Below are 20687 nucleotides of genomic sequence, written 5' to 3'. Positions count from 1 at the left end.
CGTCCCGCCATCGGTTCGTGCCGGCGTGGCACGGACGCCTAGGGTTCGACACGACATGCAGGACTACCCACCGCGGATCGCGACGTTCTTCACGGGCACGGACGCCGCTCCCTCGCCGGATCCCGACACCCGGTCGCCGCTGGCGTTCCTGCGGTGGATCCTCGGGCGCCAGAAGGGCCTGATCGCCCTCTCGTCCCTCTGCTACGCCCTGTGGTTCCTGCCGATGACGCTGGGGCCGTGGATCTTCGGCCGGGCGGTCGACGAGGGGATCGTCGGCGGCTCCGAGTCCGCGCTGGTCGGCTGGGCGGCGCTGCTGCTCCTCGTGGTGGTGATCGGCGGCGTCTTCGGCGTCGTGTCGCACACGCTCGTGGTGCGCAGCTGGCTGGTGGCGCTCTACGGCGCCCTCGAGATGGTCACCCGCAAGGTGGCGCAGATGGGCCACGTCCTGCCGCGCCGATCGCCCACCGGCGAGGTGCTCAGCGTGGCCTCGAGCGACTCCGACGAGTTCGGCGCGCTCAGCGAGATCCTGGCGCGCGCGCTGGGCCAGCTGGCGTCGTACCTCACCGTCGCCTTCATCGTGCTGACGATGTCGTGGCAGCTCGGCCTGCTGACGCTCCTGGCGGCCCCGGTCCTCGTCGGCTCGGCGCTCCCGCTGCTGCGCCCGCTGCACCGCCGGCAGCAGCTCGAGCGGGCGCGCACGTCCGACCTCACCTCGCTGGCCACCGACATCGTGGCCGGCCTGCGCATCCTGCGCGGCATCGGCGGCGAGCAGACCTTCGGCACGAACTACGCCCGCCAGTCGCAGTCGGCCCGCGAGGCCGGCGTCGCGGCCGGCATCTGGCAGGCCGTCGTCGAGGCCGTCGGGGTGCTGCTCTCGGGCATCTTCCTCGTGGCCCTGGTGTGGCTCGGCACCCAGCAGGTGCAGGACGGCACGCTCAGCGTCGGCCAGCTCATCACCTTCCTCGGCTACGGCCTGTTCATGGTCGGCCCGATCCGCACGTTCTTCGAGTTCGCCCAGAAGTCCGTGCGGTCGCTGGTCAGCGCGCGCCGGGCGATCGCGCTCTTCGAGGAGCACCCCCCGTGGCGTGACCCGGCCGCCCCGGTCTCCCTCGACGGCAGCGCGCCGCTCCACGACGCGGCGAGCGGTCTCACCGTGGAGCCCGGGATCCTCACCGTCGTCGTCAGCGCGGTGCCGGAGCAGAGCGCGGCCCTCGCGGACCGGCTCGGCCGCTACCTGCCCGCCGACACCGAGCCGGTTCCCTCGGTCGAGGAGACCGGCACCAAGGGCCGCGCTGCCCGGCGCTCGAGGGCCGAGCGGGCGCAGGAGCGCGCCCGGATCGCGGCCGTCGACGAGGAGCGGGCGCGCCGCGAGTGGGGCGTCACGCTCGGCGGCGTCGACCTCTCGCACGCCCGCCTCGACGACGTGCGCCGCCAGGTGCTGGTCAGCGACGCGACGAGCCAGCTCTTCGCCGGCACCCTGCAGGACGCCGTCGACCCGCACGCCCGGCTGACCCGCGAGCAAGCCGAGGAGGCGCTGCGCATCGCCAGCGCCGAGGACGTCTACGACGCGCTGCCCGAGGGATGGCAGGGCCAGCTCGACGAGCGCGGACGCGGACTGTCCGGCGGCCAGCGCCAGCGGGTGGTGCTCGCCCGCGCCCTCGCCTTCGACGCACCCGTGCTCGTCCTGGTCGAGCCGACCTCCGCGGTCGACGCGCACACCGAGGCCCGCATCGCGGCCCGCGTCGCCGACGCCCGCCGCGGTCGTACGACCGTGGTCACGACCGTGTCGCCCCTCTGGCTGCACCACGCCGACCGCGTCGTGCTGCTCCACGACGGCAGCGTGGTCGCCGAGGGCCGCCACGCCGACCTGCTGGCCGGCGACGAGACCTACCGGCGCGTCGTCACCCGCGAGCTCGACGAGCAGGAGCCGGCCCGATGACAACCGACCTCCTCGCCACCTCCGCCGACACCTGGCGCGACCGCGCCGGCGACCCGCCGGTCGTCCCGCCCGAGCTGGAGCCTCCGGGCCACGTCGGGCTGCGCGAGCGCAACCGTGCCCTCTGGCGGCGCCACGACCTGCGCCGGCAGCGGGCCGAGGACGTGTACGCCGCCTCCCGCAACCCGGTGCGCGGCTGGCCGGTGTCCGGCAACCGGGCCGTGCTCACCTTCTTCGGCGACCTGGTGCGCACCCGCAAGCGCTCCTTCGCGGTGCTGGTCCTCCTCAACGCGCTCGCCGCCGGCTCCGCGCTGGTCGTCCCCCGCCTGCTCGGGGCACTGGTCAACCGGGTCGACACCGAGGGTGCGGCGGCCACCGGTCTGCAGACGCTCGCCCTGGCCGTGGTCGGCGTCGTCGTGCTGCAGGCGCTGTTCACCTTCGGCGCCCAGCGGACGTCGACGTACTTCGGGCAGGACCTGCTGGCCTCCGCGCGCGAGCACGTGGTGAGCACGATCCTGCGGCTGCCCGTGGGCCGCGTCGAGGGAGCGAGCACCGGCGACCTCGTCACCCGCGTCACCCGCGACGTCGGCACGATGGCGCGCTCGGTGCAGTGGGGCGTGCCGCGCCTGCTGATCTCGCTGATGACGGTCGTGCTGTCGGTCGTGGCGATGATGCTCAACTCGCTCGTGCTGGCCGTGCCGGCCCTCGTGGTCTTCGCGCTGTGCACGCCGGCGGTCCGCACCTACCTGCGGCGCGCGCCGAAGGCGTACATCACCGAGGGCGCCACGTACTCCCGGATCAACACCACCCTCACCGAGACCGTCGAGGGCTCGCGCACCGTCGAGGCGCTCGGCCTCTCCCGTGCCCGGGTACAGGCGGGCTCCGACGACATCGCCGTCTCGGCGCAGGCCGAGCGCTACGGCATGACGCTGCGCAACGTGCTCTTCGCGGCGCTCAACGGCGCCTTCCAGGTGCCGCAGGTCGTCACGCTGGTCGTGGGCGCCTACGGCTACAGCCAGGGGTGGGTGGACCTGGGCCAGATCACCGCCGCGCTGCTGTACGTCGTCGCGCTGGCCGAGCCGCTCGACGCCGTGATCGGCGAGGTCGACCGCCTGCAGGTCGGCGCGGCCTCGACCAGCCGCCTGCTCGGCATCGCCGAGGTGCCGCCCGACCGCGAGCCCGGCGACCGGCTGCCGGACGGCGTCGAGCTGGTGGCCGACGACCTCCGCTTCGCCTACCGGGAGGGCCACGACGTGCTGCACGGCGTCGACCTGAGGCTGCGCACCGGCGAGCGGCTGGCGGTCGTCGGGCCCAGCGGCTCGGGCAAGTCGACGCTCGGCCGGCTGCTGTCGGGCATCAACCGACCCCGCACCGGCTCGGCGCGCGTCGGCGGCGTGGACCTCGTCGACCTGCCGCTGGAGGTGCTGCGCACCGAGGTCGCGCTGGTCACCCAGGAGCACCACGTGTTCATCGGCACCGTGCGCGACAACGTCGTGCTGGCGCGCGAGGACTCCAGCGACGACGCCGTGCGCGAGGCGCTCGCCGCGGTCGGCGGGCTGTCCTGGATCGAGCGCCTGCCGGAAGGTCTCGACACGATGATCGGCTCGGGACGCTTCTCGCTCACTCCCGCCCAGGCGCAGCAGGTCGCGCTGGCCCGCCTGATCATCGCCGACCCGCACACACTGGTGCTCGACGAGGCGACGTCGCTCATCGACCCGCGCACCGCGCGCACGCTCGAGGGATCGATGAACAACCTCCTGCAGGGCCGCACCGTCGTCGCGATCGCCCACCGCCTCCACACCGCCCACGACGCCGACCGCATCGCCGTGGTCCTCGACGGCCGCATCGTCGAGCTCGGCAGCCACGACGAGCTGCTCGACCTCGACGGGGAGTACGCCGACCTCTGGCACGCCTGGACCTCCTGAGCCCGACGCGGTCCGGGACCCGTGAGTCACCGGATATCCGGTGACCGCCCTGCTTCGAGGTACAGATCTCGACCTAGAAGCACGCAACTCGGGTGCGAAGGTCCGGACGCCTGCGTGGCGCTCAGGCGTCGAGGCTCCGGTCGAGGTTGATCACGGCGCTGATCAGGCTGAGGTGGGTGAAGCCCTGGGGGAAGTTGCCGAGCTGCTCGCCGTTGAGCCCGACCTGCTCGGCGTACTGGCCGAGGTGGTTGGCGTAGGTGAACATCTTCTCCAGCGCCAGGCGGGCGTCGGCGAGGCGTCCCGCGCGCGTCAGGGCCTCGACGTACCAGAACGAGCAGAGGGAGAAGGTGCCCTCCTCCACCGGCTCGCCGTCCTCGCCGGCGTCGGTGGACACGCCGTCGCCGAACGCGCAGGGGTCGTAGCGCAGCACGAGGCTGTCGGTGACGAGCCGCTCCTCGATCGCGGTGAGGGTGGAGAGGAAGCGCGGGTCGTCGGGGGCGAGCATCTTCACCATCGGCATCAGCAGCGCGCCGGCGTCGAGCACGTCGCTGTCCGCGAAGGCGGTGAACGCACGCAGGTCGTCGTTCCAGCACGCGGTCATCACACGCTCGTAGATCTCGTCGCGCGTGGCGGCCAGCTCGGTCAGGTCGCCGGGCAGGCCGCGGCGGCGCGCCACGCGCATCATCCGCTCGACGGCCACCCAGCTCATCACCAGCGAGGTCGTGTGGGTGCGTGGCTCGGACCGGATCTCCCACATGCCCGCGTCGGGTCGCTGCCAGTTGTCCATCAGCCACGACACGATGCGTCGCAGGTCGCCCCAGGCGTCGTGGCTGATGCCGCGCCCGTGCTTGTCGAAGAGGTAGACCGAGTCGACGATTTCGCCGTAGACGTCGAGCTGGAGCTGGTCGACCGCGCCGTTGCCGACCCGCACGGGGCGGGAGCCGCGGTAGCCGGCGAGGTGGTCGAGCTCGCGCTCGTGCGGAAGCCCGCCGTCGAGGTCGTACAGCACGCGCAGCGGACCCAGCTCGTCGTCGGCACCGTCGGCCGCCTCGCCGAGCCGCTCGGACAGGAAGCGGACGAACGCCGCCGCCTCGTCGGTGAAGCCGAGGCGGAGCAGGGCGTAGACGCTGAATGCGGCGTCGCGGACCCACACGTAGCGGTAGTCCCAGTTGCGGCTGCCGCCGATGCTCTCGGGCAGGCTCGTGGTCGGCGCGGCGACGATGCCGCCGGTGGGCTCGTGGCACAGCAGCTTGAGGGTGAGCGCCGAGCGGTCCACCCACTCGCGCCACCGGCCGGTGTACGTCGACTGCGCCAGCCAGCCGCGCCAGAACGCGGCGGTCGCCTCGAACAGCTCCCTCACGTCCGACCGCTCGCACCCCAGTGCGGGCTCTCCGGGCGCGAGGACCTCCAGCACGAACAGCGCCGACTCGCCCGTCCGCAGCGCGAGCCGCGACGTCGCGGAGCGGTCGGCCACGTCGAGGTCGACGGTGCTGGACAGGGCGAGGTGGACGTCGCCGTCGGCGAAGCGGACGATGCCGTCCTCGACGCTGAGGTCCGGGTCGGTGGCGCCGTAGTCGGGCCGGGGCGCCATGTGCATGGTGAGGTCCACCGAGCCGCGCAGGCCCACCACGCGGCGTACGAGGCGCTGGCGGTGGTCGGGGTCGTGGGCCCGCAGCACGGGCATGAAGTCCTGCACCTCCACCACGCCGTGATCGGTCATGAAGCGGGTGACGAGGATGTTGGTCTCGGGGTGGTAGTACTGCTGGCTGCGGGCGTCGGGGTCGTCCGGGCCCAACCGCCAGGCCCCGCCGTCGGGGTCGAGGATCGAGGCGAACACGCTCGGGGCGTCGAAGCGGCCGGGGCAGAACCAGTCGATGGTGCCGTCGGTGGCGACGAGGGCCGCCGTGCGCAGGTCGCCGATCAGGCCGTGGTCGGCGATGGGCGCGGCCGGGCCGCCCGCGGGCTCACTCGCCATCCGCGCCGCTCCCGAGCCGCCAGCCGCCCGCGGGCAGGTCGAGCGCCTCGGCCGGCCCCCACGACTCCCGGTCGTACGGCAGGGGCGCCGGCCGGTCGTCGAGCACCGGCTGGCACACCTCCCACAGGCGCCGGGTCTCGTCGGCGTGGGCGAACAGCGTGTGGTCGTCGTGGAGCACGTCGAGGAGCAGGCGCTCGTAGGCCTCCAGCGGCTCGTCGTGCGGCAGCTCCTCGCCCAGGTCGAGGCGCATCGTGGCCGGCGCGAGCCCCATCTCCGGACCCGGTCGCTTGCCGAGGAGGTCGACGTGGATCTTCGCCTCGTCGGTGAGCTCGAGGACGAGCTCGTCGCGCGCCAGGCCGTCGCCGAAGACCGTCGAGTCGGGGGCGCGGAAGCGGAGGGTGACGGTGCGCCGGGTCGCGGCCATCGCCTTGCCGGTGCGGAGGTGGAACGGCACGCCGCGCCAGCGGTCGTTGTCGACCCAGGCCTCGAGCGCCACGAAGGTCTCGACGTCGGAGTCCTCGGCCACGTCCTCCTCGTCGCGGTAGCCGTCGTACTGCCCCAGCACCACGCGCGCCGGGTCGAGCGGGCGGACGTCGGCGAACACCGCGGCCCGCGCCCGTCGTACGGCGTGGGCGGACCACTCCCCCGGGTCCTCCAGCGCGACCGCGCCGAGGATCTGGAAGAGGTGCGTCGAGACCATGTCACGCAGCGCGCCGGTCGACTCGTAGAACGAGCCGCGGCCCTCCATCGCCAGCGTCTCGGGGACGTCGACCTGCACAGAGGAGATGCTGTGCCGGTTCCACGCCGGCTCGAAGAGGGCGTTGGCGAAGCGCAGGGCGAAGACGTTCTGCACGGCCTCCTTGCCGATGAAATGGTCGATGCGGAAGACCTGCTCCTCGTCGAAGACCTCGTGCACGTCGCGGTCGAGCTCCTCGAACGACGGGAGGTCGAGGCCGAACGGCTTCTCGATCACCAGGCGGGCCCGCTCGCTCAGCCCCTCGCGCCCGAGCATGGCGATCATCCCCGCCATCGCGGTCGGCGGCACCGACAGGTAGACGAGCCTCAGCACGTCGTCGCCGAGCCGCTCCTCCACCTCCCGCACCCGGGCCGCGAGGTCGGCGCCGTCGTCGGCGTCGGACGTCTGGAACGACAGCCGGTCGAGGAGGTCGCGCGCGACGTCCTCGTCGAGGTCGTCGACCGCGTCGCGCAGCCCCTTGCGCACCTCGTCGCGGAAGTCGTCGTCGGAGCCGGGCGAGTGGCGACCGCTGCCGATGACCGCGTAGTCCTGGGGCAGCCTGCCCGCCGCCGCGAGGCGGTAGAGCCCCGGGAACAGCTTGCGCGCTGCGAGGTCGCCGCGGGCGCCGAACAGCAGGAAGACACAGGCGGGCAGGTCAGCGGTGGTCATGCCGGCCACGCTAACGACCACCCGAAGGAGTGGTCGCGAGCCCGACGCCGGCCTCAGCTGTTGCTGTACACCGCCGGCCCGCCGTCGTCCCCGTCGGTGCCCGGGCCGCGACCGGCCCAGGTCCAGGCGTACGCCGGGTCCTCCACCGCGAGCCCTCCCTCACCCAGCTCGAGCGGGGCGAACGTGTCGACCATGACGGCGGACTCGTCGAAGTACTGGACGCCCAGGCTGGCCTCGATCGCGCTGGGCTGCGGGCCGTGCGCGTGGCCGCCGGGGTGCAGGCTGATCGAGCCGATGCCGATCCCCGACCCCTTGCGGGCCTCGTAGTCGCCGCCGACGTAGAACATGACCTCGTCGGAGTCGACGTTGGAGTGGTAATAGGGCACCGGGATGGCGAGGTCGTGGTAGTCGACCTTGCGGGGCAGGAAGTTGCAGATCACGAAGTTCCAGCCCTCGAAGACCTGGTGCACCGGCGGCGGCTGGTGGACCTTGCCGGTGATCGGCATGTAGTCCTCGATGTTGAACGTGTAGGGGTAGAGGCAGCCGTCCCAGCCGACCACGTCGAACGGGTGGGTCGCGTAGGTCAGCCGGGAGCCGACGACCCGACCGGCAGCGCGGTGCTTGACCAGCACCTCGACGTCCGTGCCCTCGACCTGGAACGTCTCGGCAGGGCCGTGGAGGTCGCGCTCGCAGTAGGGCGCGTGCTCCAGCAGCTGGCCGAAGCGCGACAGGTAGCGCTTGGGCGGGTGGATGTGGCTGTTGGCCTCGATCGCGTAGAGCCTCGACGGCTCGGCCGGAACCCAGCGGTGGTCGGTCGCGCGCGGGATCACGACGTAGTCGCCGGCGCGGTAGGGGACGACGCCGAAGACGGTCTCGACCGTGCCGCTGCCGGACTCGACGAAGACGCACTCGTCGCCGATGGCGTTGCGGTAGAGCGGCGAGGGGTCGGTGCCGGTCACGACGTACGCGATGCGGACGTCGTTGTTGCCGAGTACCAGGCGGCGGCCCTCGACCGGGCAGGTGCCGGTCTCCAGGTCGTGAAGCTTGAGGTGGCGCGGCTTGAGCGGGTGGTTGGGCGTGCGCGACTGGTCGGCCAGCTCCCAGACCCGGCTGTCGGTGATGGCGCTCGGCACCCCCCGGCGGTAGAGCAGCGAGGAGTCGGACGAGAAGCCCTCCTCGCCCATCAGCTCCTCGCGGAAGAGGTGGCCGTCGCCGTCCCGCAGCTGGGTGTGGCGCTGGCGCGGCAGGCGGCCGAGTGCTCGGTAGTAGGCCATCGGTGCGATCCAATCATTCGATTATCGGACGCTGGCGTCCGCTATCTGGTGGCTAGAGTAGACCCGTGGCTCCGACTCCTGCACCCACGATTCCCACCGACTGGCGCGGTCTCGTCGACGACGCGGCCGTCTTCCCGCCCGGCGACGCCGACCTCGCCGACGCCTTCGGCGCGTACGCCGACCGGTCCGGGGAGTGGTGGGCCGGCCTGGTCGGCTCGTTCGTCGTCCCGGACACGGCCCTCGGGTCGGTGCCCGCCGACGTGCCGGTCTCGGTCGTGCTGACCAGCGGCGCCGGGGCCGTCGAGGGGGTGGCCGGGCTCGCCGCGCGCAAGGGCCTCCGGCTCGCCGGGCTCGAGGTGGCGGTGCGCGACGCCGACGACCCGGTGGGCAACGTGCGCCGGATCGACGCGGCCGTGCGCGCGGCCGACCTCCGCGTCCCGGTCCACATCGAGGTCCCCGGACCGGCGACCCCGGCCTGGCTGGCCGCCGCTGACGAGGTCGCCGCCTGCGACCACCGGCTCAAGCTGCGGCTCGGCCACGTGGACCACGACCTCGTTCCGGACGCCGCGACCGTGGCGACCTGGATCGACGCGGCGCTCGACCGCGAGTGCCGCTTCAAGGCCACCGCCGGCCTGCACCGGGCGGTGCGCCACGACCCCGAGGGCGGCGGCGCCCACGGGTTCCTCAACGTGCTGGCCGCCACCCAGTCGCTCTGGGACGGCGGCTCCGTCGCCGACGCGACCACCGTGCTCGAGGAGCGCGACGGCGCGGCGCTGGCCCGCACCGACGTCGCCGGCGCGCGACGCTGGTTCACCTCCTTCGGCTCGTGCTCGGTGACCGAGCCCCTCGACGACCTGCTCGCCCTCGGACTCCTGGAGAAGCCATGACCCCCACCACCTCGAGCTGGGTCGAGGGAGCCGCGGGCTCCGGCTTCGACGTCGACCACCTGCCCTACGGCGTGTTCGCGCGCTCCGGCGAGCGCCCCCGCGTGGCGGTGCGCATCGGTGACCAGGTGCTCGACCTGAGCATCGTCGCGGCCGCCGACATGGTCGACACCCACGAGCTGTTCGACCAGCCCACCCTCAACCCGTTCATGGCGGCGGGTCCGGCCGTGTGGGAGTCCACCCGGGCGTGGGTGACGGGCCTGCTCACCGACCAGACCGAGCGCGACCTCGTCGAGCCCGCACTCGCGCCCCTCGACTCGGTGACGATGCTGCTGCCGTTCACGGTCGGCGACTACGTCGACTTCTACGCCTCCGAGCACCACGCCTCCAACGTCGGCCGGATGTTCCGGCCGGACTCCGAGCCGCTGCTGCCCAACTGGAAGAACCTCCCCGTCGGTTACCACGGACGCTCCGGCACGGTCGTCGTGTCCGGCACCGACGTCGTGCGTCCGTGCGGCCAGCGCAAGGCGCCGACCGACGAGCTCCCCACCTACGGCCCCTCGCAGCGCCTCGACATCGAGGCCGAGCTCGGCTTCGTCGTCGGAGTCCCGTCCGCGATGGGCGAGCGGGTCGCCACGGCCGACTTCGCGCGGCACACGTTCGGCGTCGTAGGGCTCAACGACTGGTCGGCGCGCGACATCCAGGCGTGGGAGTACGTCCCGCTCGGCCCGTTCCTCGGCAAGTCGTTCGCGACCTCGATCAGCGCGTGGGTCACCCCGCTGGCGGCCCTGCAGGCAGCCTGGACCGACCTGCCCGGCCAGGACGACCCGCCGGTGCTCGACTACCTGCGCGTCGACGGACCCGCTGGCATCGACATCGAGGTGGAGGTGGTGCTCGACGGCGAGGTGGTGGCTCGTCCGCCCTACCGCACCATGTACTGGTCGCCGGCCCAGATGCTGGCCCACACCACCGTCAACGGCGCCAGCCTGCGCACCGGCGACCTGTGGGCCTCCGGCACGATCTCGGGCGCCGAGCCGGACCAGCGCGGGTCGCTGCTCGAGCTCAGCTGGGGCGGCAAGGAGCCGTTCACCGCGGGCGGGCGTGAGCGCACGTTCCTCGAGGACGGCGACGAGGTGACGCTGCGCTACTCCGCGCCCGGCACCGGCGGGGGCCGCCTCACCCTCGGCGAGGTCACCGGCCGGATCCTGCCGGCCCGCTGACCGTGCGGGTCCTAGGCTGCTCCCCGTGAAGCAGCTCGGCCAGTACGCCGCACCGCGGCACGTCGTCGCCCACCTCAGCGACCCGCACCTGATCGGGGGCGGTGGCCTCCACTACGGCGTCATCGACAACGACGCCAACCTCCGCCGCACGCTCGACCGGCTGGCGGCGGTGCGCCCGGCCCCGCAGGCGATCGTCTTCACGGGCGACCTGGCCGACCGCGCCGAGCCCGACGCGTACGACACGCTCCGCTCGATCGTGGAGCCCTTCGCCGCCGGCATCGGCGCGACGGTCGTCTGGACGATGGGCAACCACGACGAGCGCGCGCCCTTCGCCAAGGCCCTCTTCGACTCCGACGACGCCGGTTGCCAGGACCGCGTCCACGAGGTCGACGGCCTGCGGATCGTCGCCCTCGACACCAGCGTGCCGGGCTACCACCACGGCGAGCTGCTCCCCGAGCAGCTGGCCTGGCTGGCCGACGTCCTCGCCACCCCCGCCGAGCACGGCACGCTCCTGGCGATGCACCACCCGCCGCTCCCCCTCCCGATGATCCGCGCCGCCGAGCTGATCGAGCTGCACGACCAGCAGGCGCTCGCCGAGGTCATCACCGGCACCGACGTGCGCGGCATCCTGGCCGGGCACCTCCACCTGCCGACGTGGTCGACGTTCGCCGGCGTACCGGTCTCGGTGACCGCGGCCAGCTGCTACACCATCGACCCCGCGCCGGTCGACCGTTTCGTCTCGGGCGTCGACGCCGGCCAGGGCTTCACGATGGTCCACGCCTACGACGACCGCCTCGTCCACACCCAGGTGCTGCTCGAGCGCGGCACCGAGGTCAGCCACGTCGGCTCCGACATCGCCGAGGCACTGGAGGACGTCCCGCTGGAGCAGGCCCGCGAGCTCGCCTCCAGCAAGACCTCGCCCTTCAACGACTAGCCCCGACCAGCCCGCACAGAGGACCCTCCCTTGCGACTCCTGCTCATGCGCCACGGCCAGACCCACGCCAACGTCTCGGGCGAGCTCGACACCGCCCACCCCGGCCTCGACCTCACCGACCTCGGTCGCGCCCAGGCCGCGGCGGCGGCGAGGGCGATCGCCGACGAGCACCTCGACGCCATCTACGTCTCCAGCCGGGTGCGCACCCACCAGACCGCGGCCCCCACCGCCGAGCACCGCGGCCTCGAGCCGGTCCAGCTCGACGGGCTGCAGGAGATCGACGCGGGCGACTTCGAGATGCGCAGCGACCACGACGCGGTCGCCGGCTACATCGGGGCCGTCGCGACCTGGCTCGAGGGCGACCTCACCCACCGGATGCCGGGCGGCGAGACCGGTGAGGAGTTCCTCGCCCGCTACGACGCGGCCGTGCGCACCATCGTCGAGGCCGGCCACGATGCCGCGCTGGTCGTCAGCCACGGCGCCGCGCTCCGCACCTGGGTCTCGACCCGCATGGCCCCGCACCCCGACGCCCCGCCCGCGACCCAGCCGCTGCACAACACCGCGCTCATCGTGCTGGAGGGCGACCACGAGTCCGGCTGGGAGATGGTGTCGTGGCAGGGCCACCCGGTCGGCGGCGCCACCGACGGGCTCAGCCTCGAGGACCCCACCGCCGAGGACCCCACCGGCGACCTCGACCCCGACGGGGACGGCGAGATCGGCTGAGGGCGGCTCCTCCGGCGCCCACCCGCCGTCGCGCCCTAGGCTCGGGCCCCACCCACGACCGGAGGTCCCGTGCACGTCTACATCCGCCCGACCCAGTCCTTCCTCGCCTGCCACGTGTGTGGCGGCCTGATGTTCGCGCGGCGCGAGGTGAAGATGACGACGACGGGGATGACGTTCTTCGACCTCGACTGGATGAACCGCTCGGCCGACGGCGTGATCTGCATCCGGTGCGGCTTCGTCCACACCTTCATGGGCGACGGGCACCAGTTCGTCGATCCCGCGGTCGTGAAGCCCGAGGACCTCCCGGACGACCCGCTGGCGCCGACGAGCTAGACGCCCTCCGTGCCGATGCCGGGGTGCACGAACGGGTGGCCGGCCCGCATCTGCTCGACCGAGCCGGGGTGGACCCGGGCGAGGTGGGCCAGCCCGCGGCGTCGGTAACGCAGGGTCTGCACGACCCCGAGCGTCCAGAAGACGTACTGCACGGACATCGCGAGCTTGAAGTCGCCGAGCGTGTAGGACTCCATGCCGCCCGTGGACGACAGGTCGAGGACGACGCCGATCAGGGCCATCGTCAGCAGCGAGGCGGTGAAGCCGCCGATGTTGACCAGCCCGTTGGCACGGCCCGTCTCGTGCGGGGGCGTGAACGAGCGGGCGAGGTCGAAGCCGACCATCGACGCCGGCCCGCCGCTGGCCGTCGCGAACGCCATGACGACCACCAGCCACGTCGGGGCGGCGCCCGGCCACAGCAGCACCCCGGTCCAGGGCACCACCATCGTCAGCACGACGCCGACCACGATCCAGGAGCGGTAGTAGGGCAGCCGGCCCACAAGTCGCGCCAGCACCAGCCCGCTCACCACCGCCCACGCGGTCATCGCCATCAGCAGCGTGCTCGCCTCGGCGGAGGACCACCCGAGGCCCTGCACGAGGAAGGGGTAGCCCCACAGCAGCGTGAAGACCGTGACGGAGAACTGGGAGGAGAAGTGGGACCACATCCCCAGCCGCGTGCCGGGGTTGCCCCACACCGTGCGCACCGACTGGGCGAGCGCCCGGAGCTTGATCGCGACCACCGTGTCGCGGCGGTAGGGCGAGTCCTTGACGAGCGCGACGACGGCGACCAGCAGCACGACGCCGATGCTGGAGGCCAGCGCGAAGGTGCGCGTCCAGCCCAGCTCGTGGAGGAGGTACGACAGCGGGCCGGCCGCGGCGATCGCGCCGAGCTGCCCGGTCAGGCCGGTGAGCTGGGTGACCATCGGCGCCTGCCGCACCAGGAACCAGATGGTGACGAGCCGGATCACGCTCACGAAGATCATCGCGTCGCCCGCGCCCACGACCGCGCGGGCCGCGACGGCCCCGCCGAAGGAGGTCGTGAAGGCGAAGGCCAGCTGGCCCGCGCTCATCAGCACCAGACCGGCGAGCAGCATGGCTCGCGACCCGTAGCGGTCCAGCAGGACCCCCACCGGCACCTGCATGCCGGCGTAGACGACGAGCTGGAGCACCGTGAACGTCGCCAGGCTGGTGGCGCTGATGTGGAAGCGCTCAGACGCGATGATCCCCGCGACACCGAGCGAGCTGCGGTTGAAGACGGCCAGCACGTAGACGGACAGCGAGACCAGCCAGATGACCCAGGCCCGCCGCTTGCCGATGTCGTGGATCTGCTCCGCGATCACTCCTGCCCGGCTTCGTGGTCCACGCCGAGCGCTGCGGAGAGCTCGGCCCGCGTCGGCGGGTCGGCGCCGGGACGGGAGACGTTGATCGCCGCGCCCACGGCGGCGGTGGTGACGACCCCGAGCAGGGCGCGGTCGGTCAGCGCGCGGAGGGTGTCGGCGGCTGCCGCACCGTGCACGCCGTGTGCGAGCAGGGCGTCGACCAGGACGCCGCTGAAGGTGTCGCCCGCACCGACGGTGTCGGCCACGGTGACCGGCACGCCGGGCACGTCGAGCACGGTCCCACCGGGGCGTACGGCGACCGCGCCGGCGCCGCCACGCGTGACCACGACCAGGCCCGGTCCGGCGTCGGCCCACCGGGTGGCGGTCGCGACGGGGTCGTCGTCGGGGTGGAGCCACGCGAGGTCCTCGTCGCTCACCTTGACCACGTCGGCGAGCGCGACGAGCTCCTCGACGCGCGCGACGGGGCCGGTGCGGTCCGGGGTGATCGCCGGGCGCGCGTTGGGGTCGAGCGAGAGCAGCGCCCGTCCCCGGTGGGCGCGGAACGTCTCGAGCACCGTGTCGGCGCCCGGGTCGAGCACGGTGGCGATCGAGCCCACGTGGAGCACGTCGCACGGGCCCTCGGGCACCGAGTCGAGGTGCCAGTCGAGGTCGAAGTCGTAGGTGGCGGCGCCCGCGTCGTCGAGCGTCACCGCCGCGGTCGACGTACGTCCCGAGGCGGTGGGACCCGCGAGCACGGCGACCTCGCTCGCCTCGAGCCACGCGCGCACGGCGGCCCCGCGCTCGTCGTCGCCGAGCAGCGTCACGAGGCGTACGTCGCGCCCGAGGCGGCCGAGGGTGATCGCGACGTTGGCCGGGCTGCCGCCCGGGTGGTCGCGGGTCGTGCCGTCGGGGCCGGGCACCACGTCGACGAGCGCCTCGCCGACGACGAGGATCAGGGGCTGCGCGTCGGTCATGCCCCCATCATGCCGGTGCCCCGGGACCGTCCGGCATCGCGGCCGGACGGGCGAGACAAGAGGCCAGGCTGGGTGCGAGGGGCAGGCGCGGGAGGAGGGTCGCCTGCACCGCGTGGTAGAGGTCGGGCTTGCCGGCCCAGACGCTGGCCTGCGGGCGGTTGGCGGCGTCGAGCTCGTGGTGCCACGACCCCCGTTCGCGGTCGACCAGGTGGTCACGGGCGTAGGCCCACCACTCGGCGTACTGCTCGGCGTAGGCCTCCTCGCCGGTGCGGCGGTGCAGCGCAGCGGCGGCCGCGATGGCCTCGGCGACCACCCAGTGCATCCGCTGGCGCACGACGGGCCGGCCCTCCCAGTCGGTCGTGTAGACGAAGCCGGGCGCGCCGTCGGCGTGCCAGCCGTCGGCGACGGCGCGCTCGAACAGCAGGCGCGAGGTGTCGAGCAGCCCGGCCGGCGCCGCCTCGCCGAGGGTGGCCTCGAGGTGCAGCAGCAGGCGCGACCACTCCAGGCCGTGGCCGACGGTCGCGCCGTAGGGCTTGAAGGGGTCGTCGGGCCGGTCGCGGTTGAGCTCGAGGTCGACCGACCAGTCCGGGCCGAAGTGCTCGGGCAGCCGGCCGTCGTACGACGGCGCGAGCTCGAGCACCAGCCCGGCCAGCCGGGCAGCCCTGGCGTGCCACACGACGTCACCGGTCACGTCGCCGACGGCGAGCATCGCCTCGAGCGAGTGCATCGTGGAGTTGAGCCCGCGGTAGGGAGCGGGCGCCGTCCATGCCCGGTCCCACTCGTCGACGACGCGCCCGCGCTCCTCGTCCCAGAAGCGGTGGGCGAAGACGTCGGTCGCGTCCGAGAGGAACGCGTCCGCGCCCGGGAGCCCGGCCGCGACGGCGGTCGAGCCGGCGAGCATCACGAAGGCGTGGTCGTAGCAGGACTTCACGGTGCCGACGGGCGCCCCGTCTCCTGCGACCGCGGTGAACCAGCCGCCGTCCTCGTCGTCGTGCAACGTGGTGCGCAGACCGTGCAGCGCAGCCGTCGCGATCGACGCGGCGCCCTCGTGGCCGAGGAGGGCACCGATGCCGAAGACGTGGACGGTGCGGCAGGTGATCCACGTGTGGACCGGACGGGCGAGGTCCGGCGTGCCGTCGTCGTCGAGCCACGCGGCACCGCCGGCCGGGTGGATGATCCGGCGGCCGAAGGTGAGCAGGCGACGGCACTCGCCGTCGAGCCAGTCGTCGGTCGGGGGCGCAGGCGTGGTCACCTCGGCAGTCAAGCAGCGACGGCCCACGAACGCACGAGACCCCCGCGCAGGGCGGGGGTCTCGTGACTGGACTGCGTCCAGTGGCAGGTAGAGGATTCGAACCTCTGTAGGCAATGCCGGCTGATTTACAGTCAGCTCCCTTTGGCCGCTCGGGCAACCTGCCGGGCCGTGCGGAACAATAGCAAGGCACGCACCTCACCACGAATCGCCGGGGCACGCTCCTGCAGGCCCCCCGACCAGCCCCTCAGGAGGCACAACCATGGCTGACTCGAGCTTCGACATCGTGAGCAAGCTGGACCGCCAGGAGGTCGACAACGCGCTCAGCCAGGCGGCTCGCGAGATCGCCACCCGCTTCGACTTCAAGGGCACCGGGGCGTCCATCGAGTGGAAGGGTGAGAAGGCGATCGAGATCACCGCCTCCGCCGACGACCGGGCCAGCGCCGTGCTCAGTGTCTTCCAGGACAAGCTGATCAAGCGCAACCAGAGCCTCAAGATCCTCGACGCGTCCGAGCCGCGCCAGTCCGGCCAGGTGTCCAAGATCGACATCGCGCTCAAGGAGGGCATCACCTCCGAGGACGCCAAGAAGATCTCCAAGCTCATCCGCGACGAGGGCCCCAAGGGCGTCAAGGCGCAGGTGCAGGGCGAGGAGCTGCGGGTGTCGTCGAAGAAGCGCGACGACCTGCAGGCCGTCCAGCAGCTGGTGAAGTCCCAGGACTACGACTTCGCGGTGCAGTTCACCAACTACCGCTGACGCGCGATCCCGGCGCAGCCGGGGAATGAGCGACCCCGATCGCTCACGGGGGTTGAGCGACCGGGGTCAGGGACGAGTGTAGGCACGAGGACCGGACCCACCGAAGGCAAAGTCTTTGTGACTCGCTTCACATCGCCGCCGGCGGTCCAGACCGCTCCCACCCTCAGCGGTGGAGTCGTGCGCCTGCCCTTACCGGACGCCGGTTGCAGGCGTACCGTCATGGCAGGACGTGGGGATGGGGTCCGAGCCCCGTCAGGCCTGGGGGGCTGGCGGGGCTCAGCGACTCACCAGTCGCGGCTACGCGCGCTCAGCGCGCCGACGAGCTCGACGACCGCCCGGACCGGATCGGCGGGCAGCGGCAGCGCCCCGATCTCGGTGAGGGTCTGCTCGTCGGCGCCCCGCCCGGCGGCGTACAGCGGGTGGTCGGCCGCCAGCTTGCGCAGCGCCGAGGCGTGGGACGTGAACATCGTGGGTCGCGTCGCCGCGAGCACGACCGCGTCCGCCCCGGTGCCGCGCGCGGCGGTGAGGATGGCCGGGACAGGGGTGTCGGCGCCGAGGAAGCGCGCCCGCACGCCACGTTCGCGCAGCATCAGCGCCACGCACAGCAGCACCATGTCGTGCCGCTCCCCCGGCGGGCACGCGAGGAGGACGACGGGCGCGACCGCCGTGGCGTCCCGGAGGAGCGGGGCCGGGGGCACCGCGGCGAGCGCCGTCAGCGTGCGCCGGAGCATGTCGCTGACGAAGTGCTCGTGGGCGACCGAGATCGTGCCTGCCTCCCACCGGTCACCGACCTCCTGCAGGAAGGGCAGCACCACGCCGGTCACGGCGCCGGACAGCGGCACGTCCCACAGCAGCCTGGCGATGGCGATCTCCGCGGCCTCGGCGTCGAAGGTCTCGACGGCGGCCCAGAGCTCGTCGGAGGTCGTCGTGATGGTCACAGGCGCACGCTAGCCCTCGCCGCAACCCTGCGTGGTGTTGCGGTGGGAGCCCGGGGTGGTCAGACGGCCGCCGCCATCCGCGGCACCACGGTGGCACCAGCCGCAGGGGTGAGCCAGACGGTGCTGCCCTCCTGGAGCCCGTGGGAGCGCGCGTGGGCTCGGGTCACGACCACGGAGACCTCGTCGCCGTCGACGGTGAGGACCGTGAGGCGCACCTCGAAGCCGATCCGCACCATGCGCGAGACCGTGCCCTCGACGCTGCCCGCGAGCTGGGGCGACGCCTCGAGCTCGATGTCGTGGGGCCGCAGCGAGATGCCGCCGAGGTGGGTGACCTCGCCGAGGAACGACATCACGAAGTCGTTGGCGGGCTCGTCGTAGAGCTGGTCGGGGCTGCCGACCTGCTCGACGCGGCCCTCGTTGATCACGACGATCTCGTCGGCGACCTCCATGGCCTCCTCCTGGTCGTGGGTGACGAAGACGGTCGTGACGTGCACGTCGTCGTGGAGGCGGCGCAGCCAGTCGCGCAGCTCCTTGCGGACCTTGGCGTCGAGGGCGCCGAACGGCTCGTCGAGCAGGAGCACCGACGGCTCCACCGCGAGGGCACGGGCGAGCGCCATGCGCTGGCGCTGGCCGCCGGAGAGCTGGGAGGGGAGCCGGTGGGCGAACTGCGAGAGGTGCACGAGCTTGAGCAGCTCCTGGACGCGGTGCTCGATCTCGTCCTTGGGGCGCTTGCGGATCTCCAGGCCGAAGGCGACGTTCTTGGCCACGGTCATGTGCTTGAACACGGCGTAGTGCTGGAAGACGAAGCCGACGTTGCGCTTCTGCGCGGGCAGGTGGGTGGCCTCGACACCCTCGATGGAGACCGATCCGGTGTCGGCCTTCTCGAGGCCGGCGATGATGCGCAGGAGCGTCGACTTGCCGCCGCCGCTGGGCCCGAGCAGGGCGGTGAGCTGGCCGGTCGGGATCGTGACGTTGACGTCGTCGAGCGCCACGAAGTCGCCGAACTTCTTGTTCAGGCCGGACACTTCGATGCTCATGGTGGTGCCTCTCTGGTCGATCAGGGTGTGAGGTCAGGGGTGTGCGGGCAGGGGGTGTGGGTCGGGAGGTCAGTTGTGGTTCTTGGGCCGGATGATCCCGACGATGACGATGCAGGCGACCGAGACCATCGCGAGCAGGAACGCGGTGGCGTAGGCGCCCTGCTGGTCGAAGTTGAGGTACTTCTCCTCGACCGCCAGGGTCGCGGTGCGGGTCTGGCCGAGCACGTTGCCGGAGACGACCTTGACCGCCCCGAACTCGCCGAGCGAGCGCGCCAGCGTCAGCACGACGCCGTACGTGATGCCCCACTTGATGGAGGGCAGGGTGATGCGCCAGAAGCGCTGGAGCCCGTTGGCGCCGAGGCTCTCGGCGGCCTGCTCCTGCTCGATGCCGATCTCCTCGAGCACCGGCACGAGCTCGCGGATCATCAGGGGCAGCGCCACGAAGGTGGTGGCCATGATGATCCCGGGCGTCGAGAAGATGACGTCGATGCCCCAGCCGGCGAGCGTCGGGCCGAACCAGCCGTTGCGACCGCCGTAGACGAGCACGAGCGCGAGGCCGACGACGATCGGCGAGACGGACAGCGGCAGGTCGAGCAGGGCGTTGAGCGCCCGCTTGCCCGGGAACTCGTAGCGGACCAGCAGCAGCGACATGCCGACCCCGAAGACGGTGTTGATGAGCACCGACCACACGGCGACGTACGCGCTGAGCTGGAGCGCCACGACCATGTCGGGGTCCTCGAGGAGCGAGCGGATGGACTCCCAGCCGTTGTCGAAGGTGTTGGTCACGACCAGGGACACCGGCCACGCCACCAGGAAGAACAGGTAGGCGGTGACGATGAACCGGAGCAGGTAGGTGACGGGGGTCTTGCGCACCCGCGGGGACCGGCGACGCTCCTCGACGGGAGGCGCCTCGTCGGCGACCGGGGCGATCAGGGTGTCAGCCACGAGCGGCCACCCGCCTCTGGATCAGGTCCAGGACCACGATCACCGCGAGCGAGATGGCCAGCAGCACGGTCGCGACGGCCGCGGCCGCGGCCACGTTGTCGTTCTCGATGCTGCTGAGGATGCGCACGGAGGTGACCTCGGTCTTGAACGGGAGGTTGCCCGAGAGCAGGACCAGCGAGCCGTACTCGCTGACGCCGCGGGCGAAGGACAGGGCCGCGCCGGCGGTGATGGCCGGCGTGAGGCTGGGCAGGATGATGCGGCGGAAGGTGGTGAACCGGCTGGCGCCGAGCGAGGCCGCGGCCTCCTCCACGTCGCGGTCGAGCTCCTCGAGCACGGGCTGGACCATGCGGACCACGAACGGCAGCGTCACGAACAGGAACGCCAGGAACACGGCCGGGCGCTGGTTGGCGATGTCGATGCCGATCGGGCTGCCGGTGCCGTAGAGCGAGAGCAGCACCAGGCCCGCGACGATGGTCGGGAGAGCGAACGGGATGTCGATGAGCACCTCGAGCACCGACTTGCCCCAGAAGCGGTCGCGGACCAGGACCCAGGCGATGAGCGGGCCCATCACGACGTTGACCGCGGTGACGCCGGCGGCGGTGAACACGGTGAGCCTGATGGCGGCCGCGGTCTGGCCGTTGGTGATGGTCGCCCAGAAGACGTCCCAGCCACCGTCGATGGCGGTGACGACGACGGCCGCCAGGGGGATCAGGACCAGCGCGCTGAACCAGATCATGGCGATGCCGAGCCCGAGCCCCGACGACCGCGTGAGCGTGGAGCGCGGCCCCGACCGGCGAGGAGTCCTCGCCGGTCGGACCGCTGCGATCTCAATTGAGGTCATGGTGAAGAGGGAGTGAGGCGCCGC

18 protein-coding genes and 1 tRNA gene are annotated in these 20687 nt (G+C 72.6%); 8 read left to right on the top strand and 11 right to left on the bottom strand.

Features of this window, described 5'->3' with window-relative positions; translation table 11 throughout:
- Positions 1-55: 55 nt before the first annotated feature.
- Together NYO98_RS01335 and NYO98_RS01330 are read left to right on the top strand one after the other, a co-directional pair.
- On the top strand, positions 56-1939 hold the full coding sequence (locus tag NYO98_RS01335) for an ABC transporter ATP-binding protein (RefSeq protein ID WP_268109717.1): 1884 nt from the start codon (positions 56-58) through the stop codon (positions 1937-1939).
- Positions 1936-3861 (top strand): ABC transporter ATP-binding protein, encoded by a 1926-nt coding sequence (locus NYO98_RS01330; RefSeq protein WP_268109716.1) that lies wholly within the window; start codon positions 1936-1938, stop codon positions 3859-3861. The genes NYO98_RS01335 and NYO98_RS01330 overlap by 4 nt, the downstream gene beginning before the upstream one ends.
- 121 nt (positions 3862-3982) lie before the next feature.
- On the opposite strand, the gene NYO98_RS01325 is transcribed toward NYO98_RS01330, so the two are convergent.
- Genes NYO98_RS01325 through NYO98_RS01315 form a run of 3 tightly spaced genes read right to left on the bottom strand, consistent with a single transcriptional unit; the run spans position 3983 to position 8515 of the window.
- Complete coding sequence (locus NYO98_RS01325; RefSeq protein WP_268109715.1) at positions 3983-5836, bottom strand: glycoside hydrolase family 15 protein; 1854 nt, start codon at positions 5834-5836, stop codon at positions 3983-3985.
- On the bottom strand, positions 5826-7241 hold the full coding sequence (zwf, locus tag NYO98_RS01320) for a glucose-6-phosphate dehydrogenase (RefSeq protein WP_268109714.1): 1416 nt from the start codon (positions 7239-7241) through the stop codon (positions 5826-5828). Before zwf ends, NYO98_RS01325 begins: the two co-directional genes overlap by 11 nt.
- A gap of 53 nt (positions 7242-7294) precedes the next feature.
- Positions 7295-8515 carry a homogentisate 1,2-dioxygenase gene (locus NYO98_RS01315; RefSeq protein ID WP_268109713.1) on the bottom strand — a complete coding sequence of 407 codons (1221 nt, stop codon included), beginning with the start codon at positions 8513-8515 and terminating at the stop codon, positions 7295-7297.
- Between the two features lie 65 nt (positions 8516-8580).
- Between NYO98_RS01315 and NYO98_RS01310 the strand changes: the two genes are divergently transcribed.
- The 5 genes from NYO98_RS01310 (at position 8581) to NYO98_RS01290 (ending at position 12609) form a co-directional block, all read left to right on the top strand.
- The gene (locus NYO98_RS01310) at positions 8581-9402 is read left to right on the top strand and encodes a hypothetical protein (protein ID WP_268109712.1); all 822 of its coding nucleotides are present in this window, start codon (positions 8581-8583) and stop codon (positions 9400-9402) included.
- Positions 9399-10619: a fumarylacetoacetase gene (fahA, locus tag NYO98_RS01305; RefSeq protein WP_268109711.1), complete on the top strand. Its 1221-nt coding sequence runs from the start codon at positions 9399-9401 to the stop codon at positions 10617-10619. Before NYO98_RS01310 ends, fahA begins: the two co-directional genes overlap by 4 nt.
- Before the next feature lie 25 nt (positions 10620-10644).
- Positions 10645-11553 carry a phosphodiesterase gene (locus tag NYO98_RS01300; RefSeq protein WP_268109710.1) on the top strand — a complete coding sequence of 303 codons (909 nt, stop codon included), beginning with the start codon at positions 10645-10647 and terminating at the stop codon, positions 11551-11553.
- 30 nt (positions 11554-11583) lie between these two features.
- Positions 11584-12276, top strand: coding sequence for a histidine phosphatase family protein (locus NYO98_RS01295; protein WP_268109709.1), 693 nt, complete (start codon positions 11584-11586; stop codon positions 12274-12276).
- A 69-nt stretch (positions 12277-12345) separates the two neighbouring features.
- A complete protein-coding gene (locus NYO98_RS01290) occupies positions 12346-12609 on the top strand; it encodes a hypothetical protein (RefSeq protein WP_268109708.1) in 264 nt (87 codons plus the stop codon).
- Here the strand turns inward: NYO98_RS01290 and NYO98_RS01285 are convergent.
- The 4 genes from NYO98_RS01285 to NYO98_RS01270 all read right to left on the bottom strand — a co-directional run bounded on the left by NYO98_RS01285 (position 12606) and on the right by NYO98_RS01270 (position 16314).
- On the bottom strand, positions 12606-13946 hold the full coding sequence (locus tag NYO98_RS01285) for an MFS transporter (RefSeq protein ID WP_268109707.1): 1341 nt from the start codon (positions 13944-13946) through the stop codon (positions 12606-12608). The two genes, NYO98_RS01290 and NYO98_RS01285, sit on opposite strands and share 4 nt — an antisense overlap.
- The gene (locus NYO98_RS01280; protein WP_268109706.1) at positions 13943-14899 is read right to left on the bottom strand and encodes a carbohydrate kinase family protein; all 957 of its coding nucleotides are present in this window, start codon (positions 14897-14899) and stop codon (positions 13943-13945) included. Before NYO98_RS01280 ends, NYO98_RS01285 begins: the two co-directional genes overlap by 4 nt.
- 7 nt (positions 14900-14906) lie before the next feature.
- Positions 14907-16151: an AGE family epimerase/isomerase gene (locus NYO98_RS01275; protein ID WP_268109705.1), complete on the bottom strand. Its 1245-nt coding sequence runs from the start codon at positions 16149-16151 to the stop codon at positions 14907-14909.
- An 81-nt stretch (positions 16152-16232) separates the two neighbouring features.
- Positions 16233-16314, bottom strand: a tRNA-Tyr gene (locus NYO98_RS01270).
- Positions 16315-16410: 96 nt separating this feature from the next.
- On the opposite strand from NYO98_RS01270, the gene NYO98_RS01265 reads away from it, so the two are divergent.
- The gene (locus NYO98_RS01265) at positions 16411-16902 is read left to right on the top strand and encodes a YajQ family cyclic di-GMP-binding protein (RefSeq protein ID WP_230441655.1); all 492 of its coding nucleotides are present in this window, start codon (positions 16411-16413) and stop codon (positions 16900-16902) included.
- Between the two features lie 284 nt (positions 16903-17186).
- On the opposite strand, the gene NYO98_RS01260 is transcribed toward NYO98_RS01265, so the two are convergent.
- The 4 genes from NYO98_RS01260 to cysT form a co-directional block, all read right to left on the bottom strand.
- Positions 17187-17840, bottom strand: coding sequence for a cobalamin B12-binding domain-containing protein (locus tag NYO98_RS01260; RefSeq protein ID WP_268109704.1), 654 nt, complete (start codon positions 17838-17840; stop codon positions 17187-17189).
- A gap of 59 nt (positions 17841-17899) precedes the next feature.
- Positions 17900-18877, bottom strand: a complete 978-nt coding sequence (locus NYO98_RS01255; protein WP_268109703.1) for a sulfate/molybdate ABC transporter ATP-binding protein — start codon at positions 18875-18877, stop codon at positions 17900-17902.
- Positions 18878-18946: 69 nt separating this feature from the next.
- Positions 18947-19822: a sulfate ABC transporter permease gene (locus NYO98_RS01250; protein WP_268109702.1), complete on the bottom strand. Its 876-nt coding sequence runs from the start codon at positions 19820-19822 to the stop codon at positions 18947-18949.
- Entirely contained in the window at positions 19815-20663 is an 849-nt protein-coding gene (cysT, locus tag NYO98_RS01245) for a sulfate ABC transporter permease subunit CysT (RefSeq protein ID WP_268109701.1), read from the bottom strand. The genes NYO98_RS01250 and cysT overlap by 8 nt, the downstream gene beginning before the upstream one ends.
- Positions 20664-20687: the final 24 nt, after the last annotated feature.

The sequence above is a fragment of the Nocardioides pini genome (assembly GCF_026712185.1).
Classification (GTDB): domain Bacteria; phylum Actinomycetota; class Actinomycetes; order Propionibacteriales; family Nocardioidaceae; genus Nocardioides; species Nocardioides pini.
The sequence above is the reverse complement of the archived record's forward strand: the minus strand, read 5'-3'. Positions and strand labels throughout refer to the sequence as shown.

Bases quoted from the DNA above. Each gene is read 5' to 3' on its own strand.
- NYO98_RS01335 (WP_268109717.1), top strand. From the start codon at position 56: ATGCAGGACTACCCACCGCGGATCGCGACGTTCTTCACGGGCACGGAC.
- NYO98_RS01325 (WP_268109715.1), bottom strand. From the start codon at position 5,836: ATGGCGAGTGAGCCCGCGGGCGGCCCGGCCGCGCCCATCGCCGACCAC.
- cysT (WP_268109701.1), bottom strand. From the start codon at position 20,663: ATGACCTCAATTGAGATCGCAGCGGTCCGACCGGCGAGGACTCCTCGC.
- NYO98_RS01265 (WP_230441655.1), top strand. From the start codon at position 16,411: ATGGCTGACTCGAGCTTCGACATCGTGAGCAAGCTGGACCGCCAGGAG.
- NYO98_RS01330 (WP_268109716.1), top strand. From the start codon at position 1,936: ATGACAACCGACCTCCTCGCCACCTCCGCCGACACCTGGCGCGACCGC.
- NYO98_RS01315 (WP_268109713.1), bottom strand. From the start codon at position 8,515: ATGGCCTACTACCGAGCACTCGGCCGCCTGCCGCGCCAGCGCCACACC.
- NYO98_RS01255 (WP_268109703.1), bottom strand. From the start codon at position 18,877: ATGAGCATCGAAGTGTCCGGCCTGAACAAGAAGTTCGGCGACTTCGTG.
- NYO98_RS01280 (WP_268109706.1), bottom strand. From the start codon at position 14,899: ATGACCGACGCGCAGCCCCTGATCCTCGTCGTCGGCGAGGCGCTCGTC.
- zwf (WP_268109714.1), bottom strand. From the start codon at position 7,241: ATGACCACCGCTGACCTGCCCGCCTGTGTCTTCCTGCTGTTCGGCGCC.
- fahA (WP_268109711.1), top strand. From the start codon at position 9,399: ATGACCCCCACCACCTCGAGCTGGGTCGAGGGAGCCGCGGGCTCCGGC.